Origin of the sequence: Aliiruegeria lutimaris, assembly GCF_900099935.1 — a bacterium.
Classification (GTDB): Bacteria; Pseudomonadota; Alphaproteobacteria; order Rhodobacterales; family Rhodobacteraceae; genus Tropicimonas; species Tropicimonas lutimaris.
In genome coordinates, this window is record NZ_FNEK01000005.1 from 47,464 (window position 1) to 69,347 (window position 21,884).

At 63.2% G+C, this 21,884-nt stretch carries 21 protein-coding genes and 1 pseudogene; 11 read left to right on the forward strand and 11 right to left on the reverse strand.

Annotated elements, in window-relative coordinates; translation table 11 throughout:
* Window positions 1-12: 12 nt before the first annotated feature.
* Window positions 13-546 carry a DUF721 domain-containing protein gene (locus BLR85_RS03980; RefSeq protein WP_093149999.1) on the reverse strand — a complete coding sequence of 178 codons (534 nt, stop codon included), beginning with the start codon at window positions 544-546 and terminating at the stop codon, window positions 13-15.
* Between the two features lie 81 nt (window positions 547-627).
* Between BLR85_RS03980 and mutY the strand changes: the two genes are divergently transcribed.
* From mutY to BLR85_RS03995, 3 genes are read left to right on the forward strand one after another with little or no spacing between them, the layout of a single operon-like run.
* Window positions 628-1,695: an A/G-specific adenine glycosylase gene (gene mutY, locus BLR85_RS03985; protein WP_093150004.1), complete on the forward strand. Its 1,068-nt coding sequence runs from the start codon at window positions 628-630 to the stop codon at window positions 1,693-1,695.
* Between the two features lie 56 nt (window positions 1,696-1,751).
* On the forward strand, window positions 1,752-2,885 hold the full coding sequence (locus BLR85_RS03990; RefSeq protein ID WP_093150270.1) for an alkane 1-monooxygenase: 1,134 nt from the start codon (window positions 1,752-1,754) through the stop codon (window positions 2,883-2,885).
* A 54-nt stretch (window positions 2,886-2,939) separates the two neighbouring features.
* Entirely contained in the window at window positions 2,940-4,142 is a 1,203-nt protein-coding gene (locus BLR85_RS03995; RefSeq protein ID WP_093150008.1) for a class I SAM-dependent methyltransferase, read from the forward strand.
* Between the two features lie 103 nt (window positions 4,143-4,245).
* Here BLR85_RS03995 and BLR85_RS04000 read toward each other — a convergent pair whose 3' ends face one another.
* The 7 genes and pseudogenes from BLR85_RS04000 to BLR85_RS04030 all read right to left on the reverse strand — a co-directional run bounded on the left by BLR85_RS04000 (window position 4,246) and on the right by BLR85_RS04030 (window position 11,497).
* Complete coding sequence (locus tag BLR85_RS04000; protein WP_093150013.1) at window positions 4,246-5,358, reverse strand: site-specific DNA-methyltransferase; 1,113 nt, start codon at window positions 5,356-5,358, stop codon at window positions 4,246-4,248.
* Window positions 5,359-5,447: 89 nt separating this feature from the next.
* Window positions 5,448-6,104 (reverse strand): annotated as a pseudogene (locus BLR85_RS04005) (ribonuclease HII); the annotation flags it as partial.
* A gap of 13 nt (window positions 6,105-6,117) precedes the next feature.
* A complete protein-coding gene (locus BLR85_RS04010; protein WP_093150023.1) occupies window positions 6,118-6,723 on the reverse strand; it encodes a glutathione S-transferase family protein in 606 nt (201 codons plus the stop codon).
* An 81-nt stretch (window positions 6,724-6,804) separates the two neighbouring features.
* Window positions 6,805-7,836 carry a DNA polymerase III subunit delta gene (holA, locus tag BLR85_RS04015; RefSeq protein ID WP_093150028.1) on the reverse strand — a complete coding sequence of 344 codons (1,032 nt, stop codon included), beginning with the start codon at window positions 7,834-7,836 and terminating at the stop codon, window positions 6,805-6,807.
* The gene (gene lptE, locus BLR85_RS04020) at window positions 7,833-8,330 is read right to left on the reverse strand and encodes an LPS assembly lipoprotein LptE (RefSeq protein ID WP_093150032.1); all 498 of its coding nucleotides are present in this window, start codon (window positions 8,328-8,330) and stop codon (window positions 7,833-7,835) included. The genes holA and lptE overlap by 4 nt, the downstream gene beginning before the upstream one ends.
* Window positions 8,317-10,908 (reverse strand): leucine--tRNA ligase, encoded by a 2,592-nt coding sequence (leuS, locus tag BLR85_RS04025; protein ID WP_093150036.1) that lies wholly within the window; start codon window positions 10,906-10,908, stop codon window positions 8,317-8,319. The genes lptE and leuS overlap by 14 nt, the downstream gene beginning before the upstream one ends.
* A gap of 91 nt (window positions 10,909-10,999) precedes the next feature.
* The gene (locus BLR85_RS04030) at window positions 11,000-11,497 is read right to left on the reverse strand and encodes a DUF3576 domain-containing protein (RefSeq protein ID WP_093150040.1); all 498 of its coding nucleotides are present in this window, start codon (window positions 11,495-11,497) and stop codon (window positions 11,000-11,002) included.
* Window positions 11,498-11,734: 237 nt separating this feature from the next.
* On the opposite strand from BLR85_RS04030, the gene BLR85_RS04035 reads away from it, so the two are divergent.
* The 3 genes from BLR85_RS04035 to BLR85_RS04045 all read left to right on the forward strand — a co-directional run bounded on the left by BLR85_RS04035 (window position 11,735) and on the right by BLR85_RS04045 (window position 15,033).
* A complete protein-coding gene (locus BLR85_RS04035) occupies window positions 11,735-12,802 on the forward strand; it encodes a porin (protein WP_093150046.1) in 1,068 nt (355 codons plus the stop codon).
* A gap of 103 nt (window positions 12,803-12,905) precedes the next feature.
* Entirely contained in the window at window positions 12,906-14,378 is a 1,473-nt protein-coding gene (locus BLR85_RS04040; RefSeq protein ID WP_093150051.1) for a tetratricopeptide repeat-containing sulfotransferase family protein, read from the forward strand.
* 1 nt (window position 14,379) lies between these two features.
* The gene (locus BLR85_RS04045; RefSeq protein ID WP_093150054.1) at window positions 14,380-15,033 is read left to right on the forward strand and encodes a YggS family pyridoxal phosphate-dependent enzyme; all 654 of its coding nucleotides are present in this window, start codon (window positions 14,380-14,382) and stop codon (window positions 15,031-15,033) included.
* Between the two features lie 3 nt (window positions 15,034-15,036).
* Here the strand turns inward: BLR85_RS04045 and BLR85_RS04050 are convergent, their stop codons facing one another.
* Together BLR85_RS04050 and ribA are read right to left on the reverse strand one after the other, a co-directional pair.
* Window positions 15,037-15,531, reverse strand: a complete 495-nt coding sequence (locus tag BLR85_RS04050; protein WP_093150058.1) for a L,D-transpeptidase family protein — start codon at window positions 15,529-15,531, stop codon at window positions 15,037-15,039.
* Entirely contained in the window at window positions 15,528-16,610 is a 1,083-nt protein-coding gene (gene ribA / locus BLR85_RS04055) for a GTP cyclohydrolase II (protein ID WP_093150062.1), read from the reverse strand. Before ribA ends, BLR85_RS04050 begins: the two co-directional genes overlap by 4 nt.
* Window positions 16,611-16,775: 165 nt before the next feature.
* On the opposite strand from ribA, the gene BLR85_RS04060 reads away from it, so the two are divergent.
* The 5 genes from BLR85_RS04060 to BLR85_RS04080 all read left to right on the forward strand — a co-directional run bounded on the left by BLR85_RS04060 (window position 16,776) and on the right by BLR85_RS04080 (window position 20,492).
* Window positions 16,776-17,462 (forward strand): response regulator transcription factor, encoded by a 687-nt coding sequence (locus BLR85_RS04060; protein ID WP_068312185.1) that lies wholly within the window; start codon window positions 16,776-16,778, stop codon window positions 17,460-17,462.
* A 395-nt stretch (window positions 17,463-17,857) separates the two neighbouring features.
* Window positions 17,858-18,646, forward strand: a complete 789-nt coding sequence (locus BLR85_RS04065) for an exodeoxyribonuclease III (protein ID WP_093150066.1) — start codon at window positions 17,858-17,860, stop codon at window positions 18,644-18,646.
* 71 nt (window positions 18,647-18,717) lie between these two features.
* Window positions 18,718-19,638: a tetratricopeptide repeat protein gene (locus BLR85_RS04070; protein WP_093150071.1), complete on the forward strand. Its 921-nt coding sequence runs from the start codon at window positions 18,718-18,720 to the stop codon at window positions 19,636-19,638.
* Window positions 19,639-19,665: 27 nt separating this feature from the next.
* Window positions 19,666-20,304 carry an LON peptidase substrate-binding domain-containing protein gene (locus BLR85_RS04075; protein WP_093150077.1) on the forward strand — a complete coding sequence of 213 codons (639 nt, stop codon included), beginning with the start codon at window positions 19,666-19,668 and terminating at the stop codon, window positions 20,302-20,304.
* Window positions 20,301-20,492 (forward strand): Trm112 family protein, encoded by a 192-nt coding sequence (locus tag BLR85_RS04080; RefSeq protein ID WP_093150081.1) that lies wholly within the window; start codon window positions 20,301-20,303, stop codon window positions 20,490-20,492. Before BLR85_RS04075 ends, BLR85_RS04080 begins: the two co-directional genes overlap by 4 nt.
* A 114-nt stretch (window positions 20,493-20,606) precedes the next feature.
* Here the strand turns inward: BLR85_RS04080 and BLR85_RS04085 are convergent, their stop codons facing one another.
* Window positions 20,607-21,836 carry a UbiH/UbiF/VisC/COQ6 family ubiquinone biosynthesis hydroxylase gene (locus tag BLR85_RS04085; protein ID WP_093150085.1) on the reverse strand — a complete coding sequence of 410 codons (1,230 nt, stop codon included), beginning with the start codon at window positions 21,834-21,836 and terminating at the stop codon, window positions 20,607-20,609.
* Window positions 21,837-21,884 lie beyond the last annotated feature (48 nt).

A 21,884-nucleotide genomic window follows, 5' to 3' on the forward strand; every position in this document is an offset into this window, starting at 1 on the left:
AGGGGTCTCCGATCAAGTCTTTTTCGATTTCTGTAACACGTCGGCACCGAGCGCTTCCAACGCCCGGCGAAGCCCGTCATCCGCCACGTTCGCGGCAAGTTCTGCTGCTTGTTCGCGACAGGCGGCGTCTGGCTGTTTCGGTGCGGGTGGTTTGCGGGCGGGCCGGAACTCCGCCTGTCCGTCGGCGAAACCGGTCGGCGCGGTCTGGGTGAAGCGGATTCGCGCGATGGCGTTGTAGCCGTAGACGGCGTTAATCTTCTCGCGCAGGCGCGGCTCCTGCATCTGCAGCATCGGCCCCTGGGCGCCTGTGGTCAGCACGGTCAGGGTCGCGCCGAAGCCGCCCTTGGCATAGGACACCGACAGTGGCCGGGAAATCTCCGAAAATTCGGCTCCGACGATTTCGGCCCAATGGGTCAGCAGGCGCGTCTCGGAAAAACCGCGGCTCTCGGAAGCCTTGCGAATCCGCTGCGCGAGCAGACCGGAAGTCCGTTCGAAGCCGCGCTTGCGGCGCGGTGCTGGTTTCTGGCTGTCCTGACGCGGCTTCATGCCTGACAAATCTCCTGTTCAGCACTATCTTACCTGTCTGTGCGACAGGAACCAGCACTACGCGGCGACGGAGAATAAATATTGCGTGACGAAGACGTCAGCGCGGCGAGCGGCACGCTGCTGGACTGGTATGATCGCCATGCGCGCGTTCTGCCGTGGCGGGTAGCGCCGGCAGACTTGCGCGCGGGGGGGCGGCCGGACCCTTACCGGGTATGGTTGTCAGAGGTGATGCTGCAGCAGACGACGGTTGCCGCCGTCGGACCAAAATTCGAACGATTCCTGTCGCTCTGGCCGGATGTGCACGCTTTGGCCGGGGCGGCGGACGCGGATGTCATGGCCGAATGGGCGGGGCTTGGCTATTACGCGCGGGCACGGAACCTGTTGAAATGTGCGCGGGTGGTGTCCGGGGATCTGGGCGGAGAATTTCCCCGTGAACGCGCGGGCCTGCTCAAGTTGCCGGGGATCGGCCCCTACACGGCTGCCGCGATCTCCGCGATTGCCTTTGACCACCCGGAGGTGGTGGTCGATGGCAATGTCGAGCGTGTCGTGGCGCGGCTTTTCGCCGTCGAAACACCGCTGCCGCAGGCCAAGCCCGAGCTGACCGAAATGGCCGGTATGCTGACGCCGGCGCAGCGGCCGGGCGATCACGCGCAGGCGATGATGGATCTCGGAGCCACGATCTGCAGCCCAACGAAACCAGCCTGCGGCATTTGTCCACTCGTGACTCCTTGCCGTGCGCGGGCTGCCGGTAATGCCGCTGAACTACCGCGAAAGACCCGCAAGGCACCCAAACCCGTGCGGCTCGGCTATGCCTATGTTGCCCGTCGGAGCGATGGTGCATTGTTGCTGGAGCGCCGCCCGCCGCGCGGGCTGCTCGGGGGGATGCTCGGTTGGCCGGGGAGCGACTGGGGCGACTCGCCCACCGAGACGCCGCCATTCGCCGCCGATTGGCAGGAGGTGCCGCGCGAAGTGCGCCACACCTTCACCCATTTCGACCTCCGGCTGGCCATTCGCGTGGCATGTGTCAGCCATGAGGTTGATGCAAGTCGCGGCGATTTTGTGGACAATGCGGATTTTGAACCGACATCGTTGCCAACCCTGATGCGAAAAGTCTGGAAGCTCGCTGAATCCTCCCTGCCGCCGCTTTGATCGCCGATACCGAAGGCGTATGCTCGGTGCAGTTTTTCCAGACGGCAGGTCCGACGATGATCCCCGCTTCCCAGGTTGCCCGTTTCCAGAATGCCCTGCCGTTCTGGCTCTCCCTGCTCATGGTGCCACTGGCCTATCTGTCGGCCACGCGGGGCGGGGTCTGGGTCTTTGTCCTGCCGCTCTTTTCCTGGGGCATGTTCTCGATTCTGGACGAGATTACCGGCCTCTACGAGGAAAACGCGGATCTGGCCACGCGTGATGACGAGCTGTTCTGGTATCGGCTGATCACGCTGATCTGGTTCCCGGTCCAATTCGGCACGCTGTTCTGCCTGATCTCCTACGTACCCGGTGCCGCGCATCTTTCCTGGCCCGAGAAATTCATGGTGTTCTTCGGCATGGGCATCGTGTCTGGCACGACCGGCATCGTCTATGCCCATGAGTTGATGCATCAGAGCAACCGGCTCGAACGCTGGCTGGGCGATCTGCTGATGGCGACGGTGCTTTACAGCCATTTCCGCACCGAGCACCTGCTGGTCCACCACCGCTATGTCGGAACCCCGCGCGATGCCGTGACCGCGCGCTATAATGAGGGCTTTCACCGCTTCTTCTTCCGTGTGCTGCCGGGTTGCCTCGTTTCCGCCTTCCACGCCGAGAAGGCCATGCTCGCCCGCAAGGGGCTGCCCTGGCATCACTTGTCCAACCCGTTCTGGCGTTACTGGACGCTTCAGGCGCTGTTTCTGGTACTGGCGCTGTTCGTCGGTGGGTGGGGTGGGCTGCTGCTCTTCTGCTGGCAGGCGCTGGTTGCGGTCTGGCAGTTGGAGGTCGTCAATTATGTCGAGCATTACGGTCTGACGCGGAAACATCTGGGCGAGGGGCGCTATGAGCATGTGCTGCCCCGGCACAGCTGGAACGCCTCGCATCGCGCGTCCAATTGGCTGCTGATCAACCTGCAGCGCCATTCGGACCACCATTACAAGCCGCAGCGCCGTTTCCCGCTGTTGCAGGCCTATTCCGAGGAGGAGGCGCCGCAATTGCCCTATGGCTACCCGGTGATGGCTTTCCTGGCGATGATCCCGCCGCTCTGGCGAAGGCGCATGAACCCAAGGGTCCGGGCGTGGCGGCGGCAGTTCTATCCGGACGTGCAGGACTGGACGCCGTACAAATTCGCGACCAACCCGATGCCGCGATAGCGGGCCGCCAGAAAGAACTTGCATCCAAGGGCTGGCCCACGCCATCTGACCGACATGGACAAGGTGCAGCGTCAATACGAAGATTTTCCCTATCCGGAACGCGACCCGGCCGACGAAAAACGCCGGCTGGTTGTCGGTTCCCCCTCCTATCCGTTCGAGATCGACCATCACCTGTTTGGTGGCAAACGCGACTGGAAGGCGGGCACCTCGATCCTCGTTGCTGGTGGTGGCACGGGCGACGGGCTGGTGCAGATGGCGCAGATCCTGACCAATGCCGGTGCGCCCTACGAGATCACCTATCTCGACCTGTCGGAGAAATCCCGCAAGATCGCCGAGGCGCGAATCGCCGCGCGCGGGCTCAAGGGCGTGCGGTTTCATACCGATAGCCTGCTGAATGCCGCCGATTACGGGAAATTCGACTATATCGACTGCTGCGGCGTGCTCCATCACCTGCCGGAACCGCAGGCCGGCTTCAACGCGCTCGCGTCAGCCCTCGCTCCCAAGGGTGGCATGGGGCTCATGGTCTACGCGCCACACGGCCGTTCGGGCGTGTATCCGTTGCAGGATGCCTTCAACGCGTTGACCGATGGCATGGCGCCCGAAGAGGCCATCGCGGTGGCTCGAAAGATCCTCGCCAAGCTCCCCGAGGGGCATCCGTTCAAGTGCAACCAGCAGTTGGTAGATCACGAGGCGAGCGATGCGGGCTTCCTCGACCTGCTGCTGCACGGGCGCGACCGCCCCTACACGGTGACCCAGTTGCAGGAAGCCATCGAAGGCGCGGGGCTTTCCTGCGTGGCGATGATTCCGCCTGCGCAATACGATCCCGCGCCCTTCCTGCCGAAAGACATCGCCTCCGAACTCGGACCGCGCGCTGCGATGCAGGCGGCCGAGAACCTGCGCGGCACGATCAAGGTCCATATCGCCTACGCGACATGGCCGGACCGCGCCGCAGCCGCGCTGGCCCGTCCAAAGGACCTTTCGCTAGTGCCGCATCTCAAGGGGGTGGCTGGGCCGGCGCTGGCGAAAGCCATCGCGGCCAAGGGGCAGGTCAGCATGACCCTTGGCGGGGAAAGCCTGCGGTTGAGCCTGCCGAAAAAGGCGGCCCCGCTGCTGGCCGGAATCGACGGGAGGGCCTCGCTTTCCGCCATCGCAAAGCTTCGCGGGATGGACCCGTTTGCCTTTGGAGCGCTCTGGGCCGAGCTCGACCGCGTGCTCGCCGGTTGGGGGTTGCTCCACTATTCCAGCCTTGTGCCTTGAAGCCTGAAACGGACTGAAAAAACCCCGCCTTTGGACAAGGCGGGGCAAGTAGGTGCCGCTGTAGTCAGGCCACAGGCACCGGCGGTAACTGTTTGAAATTATGTCAGGACGGGCGGGTCTGCATTTCGGCCCGGATCTGCTGGCGCAGCACGTCGATCGGCACCGGTTTGCCGTCGCGCTTGAAGTGCCAGTAGGTCCAACCGTTGCAGGAAGGTGCGCCTTCCAGCGCAGCGCCGACCTGGTGGATCGAGCCCTTCGTGTCCTTGGAGATCAGCGTGCCATCGGCGCGCACCTTGGCGGCCTTGCCGTTGGGCGAGGTCAGCATCTCTCCCGGACGCAGCATGCCGCGCTCGACGAGTTGGCCAAACGGAACGCGCGGTTCGGCGCGTTTTGACGTCGTCACCTTGAGCGCATCGCTGTCGAGACGGCGCACATTGGCGATGCGTGCCTCGGCGACCTTGCGATAGGCCGCTTCGCGCTCGATACCGATGAAATCCCGCCCGAGCATCTTGGCCACGGCGCCGGTGGTGCCGGTGCCGAAGAACGGGTCGAGCACCACGTCGCCGGGGTTGGACGAACCGATCAGCACCCGGTGGAGCAGCGATTCCGGCTTCTGCGTGGGGTGGGCCTTGTCGCCATTGGCATCCTTGAGCCGCTCGCCGCCATTGCAGATCGGCAGCACCCAGTCGGAGCGCATCTGCACGCCTTCGTTGAGCGCCTTCAGGGCTTCGTAGTTGAAGGTGTATTTGCTGGCCTCGGACTTGCCGGCCCAGATCATCGTCTCATGGGCATTGGTCAGCCGCTTGCCGCGGAAATTCGGCATCGGGTTCGACTTGCGCCAGACCACGTCGTTGAGGATCCAGAATCCGGCATCCTGCAGCTTGGCGCCGACGCGGAAAATGTTGTGATACGATCCGATTACCCAGATCGCGCCATTGGGCTTCAGCAGGCGGCGGGCCTCGGCGAGCCACTGCTCGGTGAAGCGGTCATAGGCACCGAAGGAGGAGAAGCTGTCCCACTCGTCATCCACCGCGTCGACCAGTGAATTATCCGGCCGGTGCAGTGTTCCCTTCAACTGAAGGTTGTAGGGCGGGTCGGCAAAGATCAGATCGATCGAGTCATCGGGGAGCTTTTTCATCTCCGCAATGCAGTCGCCGGAAATAATCGTGTTCAGCGGCAGGGTCTTGGCCGCTGCCTTGGTCGTGGTTTTGTTCATGTCTGCCTCGTCCCGCGCCCTGTTTTTGTAGGCGTCGTGTTGCAGACAGAATGATTCATTGGTGATTCGGCGTCAAATTCTTTATTGAATCAAGGACTTGTTGAATTCTCTTGATACAAGATATTGCGCACCGGGGCAAAGGAACGCCTATGATGTGGGGTTACCCCAAGATCTCGGAGTGCCTTTTTGTGCTCAGCCGTGGGGTATCCGGCATTGCGCTCCCAGCCGTAGCCGGGATGCTGTTGCGCCAAATCCACCATGAGGCGGTCGCGCGCCACTTTTGCCACGATCGAGGCCGCCGCGATGGACAGACATTTCGCGTCGCCCTTGACCACGGTCTGCCCCGCGCAGGTGAGCCCCCGGGGCGCCATGTTGCCGTCGATCAGGGCAAGGTCCGGCAGCACGGGCAGGCGCTCCAGCGCCCGCAGCATGGCCAGGTGGGAGGCGCGCAGGATGTTGATCGCGTCGATCTCCTCCACCCCGACATGCACGATTGCGACCTGCGCGGTTTCAAGGATCGCCTCCGCGAGCGCATCGCGTTTCTTCGCACTCAGCTTCTTGCTGTCGTTCAGGCCCTCCGGGATGGCTTTTGGATCGAGGATGACAGCAGCGGCGGTGACAGGACCGGCCAGCGGGCCGCGCCCGACCTCGTCGACGCCAGCGACATGGCGCGCGCCGTTTTGCCAGGCGGCTGTTTCAAAGGAGAGATCGGGTTTCATCCTGCGGGTCTCCGCATCGGTGGCAGAATCGGGGAGGGGCTCAGTCCCCGTCGCTGCCTTCCGCCGCCATCGCCCGTTTCAGGGCCGGGCGGTTGCACATGCGCTCCAGATACTGCGCCAGTTTCGGTTCGACGATGGGAAAACGCGCGATCTGGGCCCACATACCGCAATGGGTCAGGATTATGTCAGGCACCGTCATGCTCTCGCCCATCAGGTAAGGGCCTTCGCCCATGCGGCTGACCAGCGTTCGCTGGCTGCGTTCGAACTCCCATTTCAGGCTCTTCTTGATCGCGCTTTCGCGCAGTTCCTCGGGCAGGATGAAGCTGTGCCGCGCGGCCATCCACAGCGCGGCGTCGAACTCGTCGAGCAGGAACTGGGTCAGGCTGTCCTGCCGCGCCCGCTCGATCGTGCCGGCGGGAAAGGTGAGCGCGCCGTGATGGTCCGCGAGATAGGCGAGGATCGCCGTCGAATCGGTGATCGGGGTATTGTCGACAACCAGCACCGGCACCTTGCCCGTCGGGTTCACGGCAACGACATCCGGAGACCGCGGCGCGGCGGCGACAAGCTCATAGGCCAGCCCCAGTTCTTCCAGCATCCAAACAACGCGCAATGTGCGGCTTTGGAGCTTTCCGATCACTGAGTACATTGGCTTTCCTCCCCTTGATTTCGCCACGCTGGCACGGACTGCCGGGAGGGTAAAGATCGAAAGCGGAGCATCGTCGCCGTGTCAACGTCGGGCGGATTTCAGCATGGAGAGGCGGATGAAAAGCCGCTCCACCAGCGCCATCTGCGGCGCCGTCTGGCCGCCGGAACGCAGCTCCAGATCGGTGCCGACAAGGTGCGCAAGCGCCGTTTCGAGCTTGTCCCGGCCCCATTCCTGCGCCTGCCGGATCATGCGGTCGCGGCGCGGCCCGAAAATGGGCGGCCGCTGGCGCGCGATACCGGAGGAGGGGCCCTTCGGGTCGCAGGCGGCCGAATGCAGCGCACGGAAATGGCGGGTGGCGCTGATCACGAGGAAAACCGGCGCCTCGCCCTGTCCGTCGAGCTTCTGAATCAGTGGGCCGATCTCGCGCACGCGCCCTTCGGCGACGGCGTGCAGCAGGTCGTCCACGGCGGCCTCGACGGTGGCGGGGGCAAGCTGGGCGATCTCCTCGCTGGTGAGCGGGGAGGGGTCGTTGATCTTGTAGAGGGAGATTTTCTCCAGCGTCTGGCGGAAATCGCCCGGATCAAGCGCCCGGCCGAGCGCCTCCAGGTCGGTCATCGCGTTGCGGTCGATCTCGTTCAGTCCGGCGCGTTTCAGCTCCGCCTCGATCTCCGCGCGGCTGGGCGGGTCGTCATAGATTGCGGCGCAGAGCGCGTTCTTGCTGGTTTCAAACAGCTTGCGCAGCTTGGAGCTTGCCTTGAGCATCCCGGCGGTGACGACGATCATCGCGTCGCCCTCCCGCCATTCGCCAAGGGCGCTGGAAATGGCGTCCACCTGCCCGTCGGCGGCGTCCTCCACCAGAACGGCGCGCTGTCCGGGAAAGAAGCCAACGGCCTTGACCGCGTCGAGCAGGGCGGCACCGTCGCGGCGCAGTTCCGGACCCGAAAGGCGGACAAGGCGCATTTCCTCATCGCCATTGGGTCCGATCAGTGCGGCAATCAGGTCCTGTCGTTTGATGGCGACCCGCATCGCGTCCGCGCCGTAGATCAGTATACCGGCACGGCGCTTGTCCGGTTTCGAAAAGAAGGCATTCGCGTCGCGCCCGGATAGCTTCACGGCAGCCAGCTCTGCGCCGTTGCCATCAACTCGGTTACGACCTGGTCGGCCAGTATGATCATCAGCCGTTCCCGAGCGTCGATCGCGGAGGCAGATGTGGCCACGGTGGTTCCAAGCGCCGAGTAGGCGACGAAATTGCGGACCGTTCCGCTGGTGACGGTGGCCTGCGTGTTCTGATCGACGACGGTGTAGTCCAGCGTGCCGGTGAGGTGGTAGCGATAGGTCGAACCATCGGGCGAGACGGCCAGCCCATCGAAGCCGTAGGTGATCGAGAAAGTCAGCCGGTAGGGAGCCGAGTCGTTTCGGCTGAGCCGTGTTTCGATCCGGTCCACGAGGACGTAGCTCGGCTTGTCATAGGGTGGATCGGTCGTGAGCTGCCCGCGCAACCGGTCTCCGGCGCCGCCCGGCGCATAGGCCGGGGTGAAGCCGCAACCGGCTGTCAGCCCGGAAGCGGCGAGGGCGGCGAGGAAAGTTCTGCGATCAGACAACGACATTCACGATCCGCCCCGGTACGACAATGAGTTTCTTTGGCTGGCCGCCATCCAGCGCCCGGATTACCGCGTCATGGGCAAGCACCAGCGCCTCCACTGTTGCCTTGTCCGCGTCCTTGGCAACCTCAAGTTCGCCGCGCTTCTTGCCGTTGATCTGGATCGGCAGGAGCACGGTGTCTTCGACCAGCATCGCCGGGTCCGCCTTGGGCCACGGCGCGCGGGCAACGAGCCCCTCGCCGCCGAGCATGGACCAGACCTCCTCGGCGAGGTGCGGTGTCATCGGCGACATGAGTTGCGCCATCACGCGCATGGCCTGCGCCTTGGCACCAGCGGAAGCCTTCGATTTGGCAACCGTATTGGTGAAGCCGTAGAGCTTGGCGATGGAGGTGTTGAAGGCGAAACCCTCGATTCCCTCGGTCACGTCGGCAATCGCGCGGTGGGTTGCCTTCTCCAGCACAGTATCCTCGGCGCCGCCCTCGGGCGCGGCGGCTTCCACCATTTCGCTGGCAATCCGGTAGACACGTCCAAGATGCTTGTAAGCGGCCTCGGCGCCCGAAGCCGTCCATTCGACATCGCGCTCCGGCGGGCTGTCGGACATCACGAACCAGCGTGCGGTATCGGCGCCGTACTGGGTCACGATGGAGACCGGATCGACCACGTTCTTCTTGGATTTCGACATCTTGGCGGAGGGAATCACCTCCACCGCCTCGCCGGTCGCCTTGACGTTCACGCCGCTTTCCGTCCGCTCGACATCCTCGGGCAGGTGATAGACGGGGCGGTCATTCTCGTCGCGGGTCAGGTAGATCTCGTGCGTGACCATGCCCTGAGTGAAGAGCGCGTTGAAGGGCTCCTTGCACTTCTCGGGCAGGTGCCCGGTCAGGTGCATCGCGCGGGCGTAAAAGCGCGAATAGAGCAGGTGCAGGATCGCGTGCTCGATGCCGCCGATATACTGGTCGACGTTCATCCAGTACGCGGCCTCTTCCGGCACGGTCGGTGTCGTGGCGCGCGGTGCGGTGAATCGGGCGAAGTACCACGACGAATCGACGAACGTGTCCATCGTGTCCGTCTCGCGCTTTGCCGGCTTGCCGCAGCTCGGGCATGGCACGTCGCGCCAGCTCGGGTGACGGTCCAGCGGGTTGCCCGGCACGGAGAAGTCGATCGGCTTGCCATCCTCGTCATAGGGCAGCTCGACGGGGAGGTTCTCGCGTTTCTCCGGCACGACACCGCAGCTTGCGCAATGCACGACCGGAATCGGGCAGCCCCAGTAACGCTGACGGCTCAGCCCCCAGTCCCGCAGGCGGAACTTGGTCACCCCCTGACCCAGCCCCTTTGCCTCGAAGAGGTCGATGGCGGAGGCGATTCCTTCCTCGCCAGTCTGGGTTTTGGATCCGGCAAAGCCCTTGACGTAATTTACCTTTTCGGATTTCAGCGGCACATAGGCCTCGCCGCCATCCTCGGGTGCTGAAAAGTCCGCGGTCGGCTCCACGGGGGCGTAGGTCGAGACAACGGGCAACTCGTATTTGCGGGCAAACTCCAGGTCGCGCGCGTCATGCGCCGGGCAGCCGAAAATGGCGCCGGTGCCGTAATCCATGAGGATGAAATTGGCGATGTAGACCGGCAGCTCCCAATTCGAATCGAGCGGGTGCCGTACCTTGAGCCCGGTGTCGAATCCACGCTTCTCGGCTTTCTCCAGTTCCTCCTCGGAAGTGCCCATGCGACGGCACTCGGCGCAGAAGGCGGCGATTTCCGAATTGTCTTCTTCGAGCGCTTTGGCCAGCGGGTGATCGGGCGAGATGCCGACGAAGCTGGCGCCCATCAGCGTGTCCGGCCGGGTCGTGTAGACCTCAACCTTGTCAAAACCCGCGGGCGCATTCACCGTGTCGAAGGCAAATTGCAGGCCACGGCTCTTGCCGATCCAGTTGGCCTGCATCAGGCGCACCTTTTCGGGCCAGTCGTCCAGGTCGTCCAGCGCTTCGAGAAGCTCTTCGGAGAAATCCGAGATCTTGAAGAACCATTGCGTCAGTTCCTTGCGCTCGACCAACGCGCCCGAGCGCCAGCCGCGCCCGTTCTCGACCTGCTCGTTGGCGAGCACGGTCATGTCGACCGGGTCCCAGTTCACCACCGCGTTCTTGCGATAGATCAGCCCGGCATCGAGCATGTCGATGAACATGCGCTGCTGTTGGGCGTAATATTCCGGATCGCAGGTGGCGAACTCGCGTGACCAGTCGATAGAGAGCCCCAGCGGCTTCATCTGCGCGCGCATGTCGGCGATGTTGCCGTAGGTCCAGTCCTTGGGGTGGCCGCCCGAGGCCATGGCGGCATTCTCGGCGGGCATGCCGAAGGCGTCCCAGCCCATCGGATGCAGCACGCTGAAGCCGCAGGAGGATTTGTAGCGCGCGATGACGTCGCCCATCGTGTAGTTGCGCACATGCCCGATATGGATACGGCCCGACGGGTAGGGGAACATTTCCAGGACGTAGTATTTCGGCTTGGCCGGGTCGCGGACGGCCCTGAAAATACCGGCGTCCTCCCAGGCGGCTTGCCATTTCGGTTCGATGACGGACGGGTCCAGGCGGGACATCGCTTACCTCGGCTCACGGAGACTTCTGTTCCGCGGCTTGATAAGCGTGCTCCCGCCCAGCGTCCAGTGCGGCTTTGCCGCTCCGAAGGTCTCAGAGACGGGTGTGCTCGATCCGCAATTGGCGCGCACGGGTCAAGATAGCATCCTCGACGGCGCGCACGGTGTCGGGATCGGCCGGACCGGAGCGGGTATTGAGGGCAACCTTGAGCGAGCGCGCATCCAGCGCCGGATCGGTCACATAAACAGTGGCGCGATAGGCGCGGCCACCGCCCGGCGGGGTGCCGTAGCCGGTCACGATCACGCCGGAGAAGGGATCGACTCGCTCGACTGGCAGGAAATTCAGGATATCAATGGACGCCAGCCAGATGTAGCGGTTCACTTCCAGCGTGGTGTTCGCGTCGTCGAAATTCGTGAACAGATCCCAGATCGTGTCGCGCTTGTTGCCGTCGTCGTCCACCGCGGGGTTGTACTCGTTCGGAAGCTGGCTCGTATCCACATCCGTGGAAATCCTGCTGGCCCAGCCACAGCCGGAAACGATGGCTACTAAAGCCAGAGCGGTTGCGGTCCTGGTTACCGATGCGAAGGTCATGCCCTCTGCCCCCCGAAGCATTGTTTTGGCAGTGTGTAACTGAGCCTTTACGGCCTCACAAGCCTTTAGAGCCTCGGCAGGGTTTCGCCACTGTGGCAAAGCTGCACCAAATTCCGCAAGCTGACTCTGCGCACCCATCGCTAACTTGCAATCAAGGCGCTGTGGAGCGAGACACTCCTCATACCCAATTCGGATTCCCGGGTTGAGGTGAACTCTTGAGATACACGAGGGAAAACGATGAAAAAGGTTCTTCTCACTTCGACCGCTCTGGTTGCCTTCGCAGGCGCAGCTGCTGCTGAAGTTACGATGTCCGGCTCTGCCGAAATGGGTGTCATTGGTGGCGAAAATATCGAATCGCAGTTCATTCAGTCGATCGACGTTCGCTTTTCGCTGTCCGGCGAGACCGACAATGGTCTGACGTTCGGTGGTAGCATCGATCTGGACGACGTCTCCGACTCCGCTCGGACCACTCCGTCGGGCCTGGGCGACCAGACCGGCTTTGCTGACTTCACGGTCTTCGTGTCCGGCGAGTTCGGCACCGTGACCATGGGCGACACCGACGGCGCTCTGGACTGGGCGATGACCGACGCTGCCTCGATTGGCAACCCGGGTTCCATCGCGGACAACGAAACCGGCCACCTCGGCCGCCAGGACACCTACCTGGACGGCGCCTATGACGGCCAGATCCTCCGCTACGACTACGCCTACGAAGGCTTCGGCTTCGCAGTGTCCCTCGAGCAGGACGACCGCAGCGACCAGGAACTGGAAGACGCGGGCCTGACTTCGAGCGACCGCGGCGACTACAACTGGGCCGTTGGTGTCAAGTGGTCTGGCGAAGCTGGCCCCGGCACTGTCAAGCTCGGCGCTGGTTACCAGTCCTCTGACTCGGGCGCTCTGACCTTCGGTTCCGACGACAACAACATCACGTTCAGCCTCGCGACCGACGCGACTGTCTGGGGTGTGTCCGGTGGCTACTACATGGACAACGGTTTCTCCTTCGGTGGTACCTACTCCGGTTGGGATGCGGACGAGCTGGACTCCGGTTCGCATTGGGCAGTCGGCGCTGGCTACGCTTTCGACGCCTTCTCGATCCATGCCAACTACGGCGTGCATGACTTCGAAGACAATTCCGGCGACCAAGCTACTGCTTCTGGCTGGGGTCTTGCCGCTGGTTACGACATGGGTGGCGGTCTGTCCGCTCTGGTCGGCTACGGCTACTCCGAGCTCGACATCGATCTTGACACCGGCACCGACTCCAAAGGCGACACCAGCAACTGGTCGATCGGTCTGTCCATGTCCTTCTGATCCTAGATCAGAGACTGTTTAGGGAAGAGCGGGCATTGCCCGCTCTTTTCTTTTTGTGCCGGAGAATGGTAGCAGGTGTCGAACATCCAGCAGGTCGGCCCCTATGCTTCCAGTCAATCCCGCGCGTTTTTCCGAGCTTTTCCACAAAACTCAAGCGCTTGAGAAAGCCGGACGGCTTGATGAGGCCCGCGACCTTTGCAGCAGGCTGATCGCCGCGGCGCCGCAGCGTGTGGAGCCACATTTCCAACTCGCCCGTATCGAACGCCGCGCCGGGGATATTGCAGCCGCAATTGCCCATTTGCGCGATGCCAGGGAATTGAAGCCCAAGGAGCCTGCGATCCTCGCGGCACTCGCAGACATGCTGTCGGCCCATGGCGATGACGAAGAAGCGCTCCAGATCCACGACATCCTGATCCGCGCCGCCCCGCGCGATGCGCGCTACCTGATCGACAAGGCGCTGGTTTTGCAGCGGACCGGCGCGTTCGAAAAGGCCGAAACCACGCTCCGCAAGGCGCAAGCGCTCGACCCGTTGCGGGGAGAGCCCTACCGGATGCTCACCGCCAACCGGAAGGTGAAGCCGGGCGATCCGCTGATCGGCAAGATGAAGGCGGCACTCCGGAACAAGAAACTTTCCCGTTCCGCGCGTGTCGAGATCGAATTCGCACTCGCAAAGGCGATGGAAGATACCGAACAATATGACAAGGTTTTCCGCTATCTGGCGCCTGCCAACGCGACGATGAAATCGGCCTATGGCTATGATGCTTCCGACCGGCAGGCGGAAGTGAACGGCTTGATCGAGGCATTCCACGACTTCGATTTTACGCCCACCAAGCCGGCCGATGACAGTTTCACCCCGATCTTCGTCACAGGCCTGCCCCGCTCGGGGACGACCCTTGTCGAGCAGATCCTGGCCAGCCACTCGCAGGTGATCAGTGGCGGCGAGATGCCCTATGCCTTGCGTCTGTGCTACGATGCAATCGGCAACCCGGGGCAGGGATTTGCTCCGATGGCCAAGGTCGCACCGGAGAAGATCGCGCGACTTGCGGAACAATATCAGGCAGCGGCGCGTTCCAGCGTCTCCTTCGACCGGATCGTGACCGACAAGGCGATCCAGTCGCACTTGGTCATGGGCCTGCTGAAGATGGCGGTTCCCGCGGCCCGTTTCATTGTCGTGCGTCGCGATCCGCGCGATCTGCTCTATTCGATCTACAAGAACATGTTCGCGCAGGGCACGCATCGCTACGCCTATGATCTGGAGGATCTCGCGAAATACTACGCGAGCTTCCTGCAGATGCTCGATTTCTGGCGGGAAAACCTGCCGGGCGGCTTCCACGAGGTCCATTACGAGGAACTCGTGGCCGATCCGGAGGCGCAGTCGCGCGCGCTGGTTGCCGCGGCCGGGCTGGATTGGGAGGATGCGTGCCTGGAATTTCACAAGAGCCGCAGCTCGGTGAAAACCTTGTCGGTACAACAGGTTCGCCAGCCGATTTACCGCAGTTCGGCGCAGGCGTGGCGCCGCTACGAGACCGACTTGCAGCCGCTGGTCGACGCACTTGAACGGGAAGGGGTGCTTTGAAATGGGGTTGAAGGAGATTCGCGAACGGATTCGGACCGCGGAGTTGGCTGCCGGCCGGCTGGAGGGATCCACCGAACTGATCGCGGTGTCGAAAGTGCAGCCACTGGAACGCGTCGAGGCTGTGCTGGAGGAAGGGCATCGGGTCTTTGGCGAAAACCGTGTGCAGGAAGCACAGGGCAAGTGGCCGGACTTCAGGGAGCGTTTCGACGGTGTGGAACTGCACCTGATCGGACCACTTCAAACCAACAAGGCGCGCGCGGCCTTCGAACTCTTCGACGTCATCCACACGCTGGACCGTCCGAAGTTGGCGACCACCTTCGCCCGCCTTGCCGAGGAAACCGGGCATTGTCCGCCCGTCTTCATCCAGGTCAATACCGGCGAGGAGCCGCAGAAGGCCGGCATCCTGCCATCGGAAACCGATGCCTTCGTGACGCAGGTCCGCGATCTCGGCCTGCCGTTGCGCGGGCTGATGTGCATTCCGCCGGTGGAGGAGGAACCCTCGTTGCATTTCGCGCTTCTGGCCAAACTCGCAGAACGCAACGGGCTGGAGGGGCTTTCCATGGGCATGAGCGGCGATTTCGAACGCGCCGTCGCGCTCGGCGCGACCCATGTCCGGGTCGGATCGGCGATTTTCGGCGAACGGGATTACAGCTGAACTTCAGGGAACGATCAGGCGGGTGCCTGGGGGAAGCTCGGGCAGCAGGCGCAGCAGGTGATCGCGGCGAAAGGCGACGCAACCCTCCGTCGGGTGGCGCGGCTTGCGCCAGATATGCAGGAAGATTGCCGATCCGTGCGCAGGCTGCGCATCCGGCCAGTTCCAGTCTGTCGTCAGGATGACGTCATAGAGCGGATCGGCGCGGCGCAGGTTTTCATGGCTGAAACCATGGGGCGCCCGGACGTGGTGGTTGTAGTCCGGATCGCGCGAGTCATCCGACCAGAGGTCGCGGGGTCCGATCGGCATCGCCCATGGCGCAGGTCGCGCCAGCCTGTCGGGGCGATAGAACAGACCGGTGATGAGATGCGTGCCGCGCGGCGTCGCCCCGTCGCCTTCGCGCTTGTTTGACCGAATGCCTTCGCGCCCGATGGATGCCGGCAGAAGGCGGCCACGAAAACGAATGCCACGTGGCGTCAATACAAGGTCCTGCGGTTTCACAGAAGATGCCCGGATTTCGCGGCCTTGGTCGCGAGATAGGCGGCGTTTTCTTCCGTCTTGCCGACTTTGAGCGGCACGCGTTCGGTGACCTTGATCCCCTGCGCCCGCATCATCGCGATCTTGGCCGGGTTGTTGGTCATCAGCCGCACGGAAGAAAAGCCCAACTCCCGTAACAACGCCGCGCCGATGCGGAAATCGCGCTCGTCATCTTCGAAACCCAGCCGGTGATTGGCTTCGACCGTATCGAACCCTTGGTCCTGCAGCGCGTAGGCGCGCATCTTGTTGGCCAGCCCGATGCCGCGCCCCTCCTGGTTCAGGTAGAGCAGGATGCCGCTGCCTTCCCGTCCCATGGCGGCCAGCGCACCGCGCAACTGCGGGCCACAATCGCATTTGAGCGATCCCAGCAGATCCCCGGTGAAACAGGCCGAATGCAGTCGGGCCAGAACCGGTTTGGATCTGTCCGGCTGGCCAATTTCCACCGCGTAATGCTCCTCGGCGCCATCATCGGGGCGAAAGATATGCAACCTCCCAGACTCGGCCAAGGCCATGGGCAGGCGGGCGGAGACGACCTCGTCATAGCTGGCCCCCTCTGCGGGGGGCAGGTCCGTTGCGAGGTCCAATTGGGTCAGGTTCAGCTCGCGTGCCAACTCCGGGTCGGAACAGGGCCGAACGAGAACGGCAGGTAGCAGCCTTGCCTGCTTGGCCAGGGCAATCGCCGCGCGGTGGAAGGCCGCGTCCCCGCCCCGCTCCGTGCGAAATGGCCCCTTCATCGGTGCGGAGAGATCATCGGCCGGGTCGGCCACCGTCCGCACCCATTCGAGAGTCGCGTCCGACGGCAGGCAGATCCGCGCTAGGTCCCCGTCATAGGCGCGTGCCTTGAGTGTCTCGGCCCGGCGTGCAGTGATCGCCAGCACCGCGGCGCCATCGCCCGCCATATCGGCGAAGCGCGCCTCGTCGAGCGTTTCGGTGGCAACGACCAAGGCCGCCTCACCGCCCGCACGCAGGCACACGGGCAGGCCCATGCGCAGGTCGGCGCGGGCACGGGCACGGCGTTCGGCGGGGGTCGGTGACAGCGACATGTGGTCTCGAATGCTTGGCTGCAGCGCGATAGCATGTAACGAAACGACCCGGAAGCTGAAACAATTCCCCGCTGCTTCACACAACGGCGTGAACTGTTTGCAGCAATTCTTGCCGAAAGCGTCAACGCTCCGCATCTGGGCAGGAAGGCATAGGAAGGAATGACGATGGCAAATCTGAAGAAGATCCTGCTCGTCGATGACGACGAGGACCTCCGCGAGGCGCTGAGCGAACAGCTCGTGATGACAGAGGATTTCGACGTTTTCGAAGCTGGCAGCGGCCATGAGGCGATGGAAAAAGCCAAGGCCGGAATCTACGACCTGGTCATCTTGGATGTGGGATTGCCCGATACCGACGGGCGCGAGCTTTGCCGGTTGATGCGCAAGCAGGGGGTGAAATGCCCCGTGCTGATGCTTACCGGGCATGACAGCGACGCCGATACCATTCTCGGGCTCGATGCAGGTGCGAATGATTATGTTACCAAGCCCTTCAAGTTCCCGGTCCTTCTGGCGCGGATCCGTGCTCAGTTGCGGCAGCACGAGCAATCCGAGGATGCCGTGTTCCAGTTGGGGCCGTACACGTTCAAACCGGCGATGAAGATGCTGGTGACCGAGGATGACCGAAAGGTCCGTCTGACCGAGAAGGAAACCAATATCCTCAAGTTCCTGTATCGGGCGACCGAGGGCGTTGTGGCGCGCGACGTGCTGCTGCACGAGGTCTGGGGCTACAATGCCGGCGTTACCACGCATACGCTCGAGACGCATATCTATCGCCTACGGCAGAAGATCGAACCAGACCCCTCGAATGCGCGACTTCTGGTAACGGAATCGGGCGGATACCGCCTGGTTGCCTAAACGCCTATCCGGCAGCCTTACGCTAAGGAATGTATTAACCATTGCCGGGTTATAATCCCCTTGTCGCGTCGGGGTTATGGCGTGGCAACCTCCCTGTTGGACTGGCCCGGGCGTTTCGCCCGGGTTTTTTTGGTGATGCTTGTCGTCAGTGGAGGAGGTGGTCGTAAGCAAACTGCCACCGTTCGTGGGGGCGCTGCCCCCCGTGCCTTTCGGCGCTCCCCCGGGATATTTCAGGTCAGAAGAAGTCGTGAAACATCCAATTTTCTTCTGACTTAAAATATCCTGGGGGTTTGGGGGTGAAACCCCCAAGTCCTGCCCTCTGCCTGCAACGCTCTTTTCGTTTGAGGCCCGGCCAAGCTCCCGTTAGGGTCGCGCGGCCTCACGCGGAGAATCCCATGTCCTTCACCATTGCCACCTGGAACATCAACTCTGTCCGCCTGCGGGCACCCCTCGTCGCGCAGCTCCTGACCGAGGAGGCCCCGGATGTCCTTTGCCTTCAGGAATGCAAGAGCCCGGTGGATAAGATCCCCGCAGAGGTGTTTGCCGAGCTCGGCTACGTGCACATGATCGCGCGTGGCCAGAAAGGCTATAACGGCGTGGCGATCCTGTCCAAGCAGCCGATCGAGGATTTGGGCGACAAGGATTTCGCCGATCTCGGCCATGCCCGCCACGTGGCCGGGCGCTTGGAGAACGGGGTGACGATCCACAATTTCTATGTCCCTGCCGGCGGCGATGTGGCGGATCGCGAGGTAAACGAGAAATTCGGCCAGAAACTGGATTACCTGACAGACATGCGCGACTGGTTCCGGGAGCACCGCCCGGAAAAGGCGATCCTGGTGGGCGATCTCAACATCGCACCGCGCGAGGATGATGTCTGGAGCCACAAGCAACTTCTCAAGGTTGTTAGCCATACGCCGATCGAAGTTGATCACTTGGCCGAGACGCAAGAGTCCGGCCAATGGGTCGATGTTACCCGCGCCGACATTCCAGAGGGCAAGCTCTATTCCTGGTGGTCCTACCGCGCGCGAGACTGGGACGCGGCGGACAAGGGGCGGCGGCTGGACCATGTCTGGGCAACGGCGGATATCTCGAATGCGGCCCATTCCAGCCGTATCCTGCGTCATGTGCGCGGCTGGGACAAACCCTCCGATCATGCTCCGGTGCTGGCGACCTTCGATCTCTGAGACGCCGCCCCTTGCATGGGGACGGTCCATGGGCCATCTAACCCCCAAGAATTGTTCATGAGGAGCCACCGATGCTGGAATTCGGCCAGAGCCCGTCGCAACCCGCCGCCGACCTGATCAAGGACGGCACCGAAGCGACATTCATGCCCGACGTCGTCGAGGCGAGCCAGGAGGTGCCGGTCATCGTCGATTTCTGGGCGCCGTGGTGTGGCCCCTGCAAGACGCTTGGCCCGATGCTTGAGCAAGCCGTGACGGCTGCCAAGGGCCGGGTGAAGATGGTCAAGATCGACGTCGATCAGAACCAACGCCTCGCCCAGATGCTCGCCCAGCAGGGTTTGCCGCTGCAATCGATCCCGACGGTCGTGGCCTTCTACCAGGGACAGGTCGCCGACATGTTCCAGGGGGCGCTGCCGCAATCCGAAATCAAGGCCTTTGTCGACCGTATCGCGGGGCTGGCCGGTGACGGGGGCTTGGGCGAAGCGCTCGAAGCCGCCGAAGCGATGCTGGCCGAAGGCGCCGCGGCGGACGCCGCGCAGACCTTCGCCGCGATTCTCGGGGAAGACCCCTCCAACGCGACGGCTTTTGGCGGCATGGTGCGATCCTATCTCGTGCTAGGCGAAGTGGAAAAGGCCGAGCAGTTCCTGAATTCCGTTCCTGCGGAGCTGGCTGGCAAGCCGGAAGTCGAGGCCGCCCGTGCCCAGCTCGAACTGTTGCGGCAGGCTGCGGATGCCGGCCCCATTGCCGAATTGCGGTCCGCGGTGGAGGCTGATCCGGCCGATCACCAGGCACGTTTCGACCTGGCCACCGCGCTGCATGCCAATGGTGAGATCGAGGAGGCCGTGGCCGAATTGCTCGAGCTTTTCCGGCGCGACCGCGAATGGAATGACGGTGCGGCGAAGGCCCAGCTCTTCATTATTTTCGACGCTCTGAAGCCGACCGACCCGGTGGTTCTCAACGGTCGTCGCAAGCTCAGTTCGCTAATATTTGCCTGATGGCACAATCCGGCTAGGTTGAGGCGTATGATCACGCAAGCTGACCTGCCCGACCGAATTCCGGTCTTCCCCCTGCCCGGTGCGCTGCTCCTGCCGCGCGCCCGGCTTCCGCTGCATATATTCGAGCCACGTTACCTCGCGATGCTCGACGATACGCTCAAGACCTCGCATCGGCTGATCGGAATGATCCAGCCACGGGAGGGCGAGGGCGCAGGCCTCAACGCCATCGGCTGTGCCGGTCGGGTGACGGGCTTTTCCGAGACGGAGGACGGGCGTTACATGATTACGCTCGCGGGCATCTCGCGCTTTCGGCTGCGCAGCCAGATCGAGGGCTTCACGCCCTATATCCGGGCCGATGTGGAGTGGACAGGTTTCGAACGCGACCTAGGCAACCAGGAGCAGGACGCGCATTTCCGCCGCGAGACATTCATGGATCTGCTCGCACGGTTCCTGGAGATGCGGGGGCTCTCGACCGATTGGGACAACCTGCGCGAGGCGGATGACGAATTGCTGATAAACTCGCTTGGAATGCTGTTGCCCTTCGATGTCGGCGACAAGCAGGCGCTTCTCGAAGCGCCGAGCCTCGTGGACCGGCGGGAAACCCTGACCGCGCTGATGGAAATTGCCCTGCATACGGGTGAGGAAGGATCCGAGGTGATGCAATGAGCGACCGGCCCGCTCCGCCGCAGCATGACCGCAAGATGCTCGAAGCGCTGGTCTGTCCGCAGACGCGGACGCTGCTGCGCTATGATTCAGAGCGGCAGGAACTGATCTCGGTCGCCGCGCGGCTCGCCTATCCGATCCGCAACGGCATCCCGATCATGCTGGTCGACGAAGCCCGCGTGCTGGACTGACCCGCCCGTACCGCATTTCGCCCATTTACGCGCATCGCCTTTAGCTGCCTCTCGGCTTCGCCTCGAACGCAAAAGGCGATTTTCTATAGCTTGGGCCATGGGCGAGACACGTGATCAGGCGGGTTTCCCCTTCAACAGGTTGGGCACGTCGCCCGTCACGCCCGCTGCCTCTCGAATGAAGCGGCGGCGCAGGGCGGGCATCTTGTCGATGGCGGCCATCCCGAGGCCACGGCCGAGGCGCAGGAGGGGGTTGTCATTTGAAAACAGCCGGTTGACTGTGTCCATTCCAATGGCGAGCGTGGCCCGGTCGAAGCTGCGCCACTGGCGATGGCGGTCCAGAACGAGGATAGAGCCGATATCCTCCCCGCGCCGATGCGCCTCGGCCAGCACCTGGGTCAGGGTCGCCACATCCACAAGCCCCTGGTTGAACCCCTGGCCGGCAATCGGGTGCACGCCCTGCGCGGCGTCGCCGATCAGCACCAGCCGGTCCTTCACCGTCTGGTTGGCCATGGTCAGGTTCAGCGGATAGCTGAAGCGCTTGCCGGCCAGCCGGATCTCGCCCAGGAAATCGCCGAAACGCGGGCGAAGCGCTTCCAGGAAGCCTTCGTCGTCGAGAGAGGCGATATGGGCAGCCGCTTCCGGCTCCTCGCTCCAGACGATGGAACTGCGGTTGCCGGGCAGGGGCAGGATCGCCAGTGGCCCGCTCGGCATGAAGAACTGATGCGCGGTGCCGTTATGCGGTTTCTCGTGTTCGACGGCACAAACCAGCGCTGTCTGCCCGTAATCCCAGCCCGTCCGCTGGATGCCCGCGCGCAGGCCGACACCCGTTTTCCGTCCATCCGCGCCGACGAGAAGTGCGCCGGTGAGGGTCTCGCCCGAGGCCAGCGTGATGGAGGCGGCCTGCGGCGTGATCTCCTGTGCAACAACATCTTCGCCCGAGCGAGTGGTCACCAGCGGGTTCGCTTCGATCGCCTCCAGCAGCGTCTTGCGCAGGTAGCGGTCCTCGAGCAGGTAGCCCATCACGCCCTCGTCCAGTTCGCCGTGGTCGAAATGCATGGCAAAAGGCCAGATCGGGCCTTCGCCCGCACGCCCGTCGCTGGTGACGATATGCAGGATCGGCTGGGCATGTTCGGCGACCTTTTCCCAGATGCCGATGGCCGCAAGCAGCCGTTGCGAAGCGAGCGCGAGGGCATAGGAGCGCCCGTCAAATTCCGAATCGGCCCGGGCCTCGAAGCTCAACCGGTCCACGACGATGGAGGAAAGGCCGGCCTGGGCGGCGGCAAGCGCCAGCGAGGGGCCATTGAGCCCACCGCCAACGATCAGGATATCGCAATCATGTGTCATCGCCGACAGACATACCCCGAGATGCAGGATTGTCCATGCGCTGCCCTG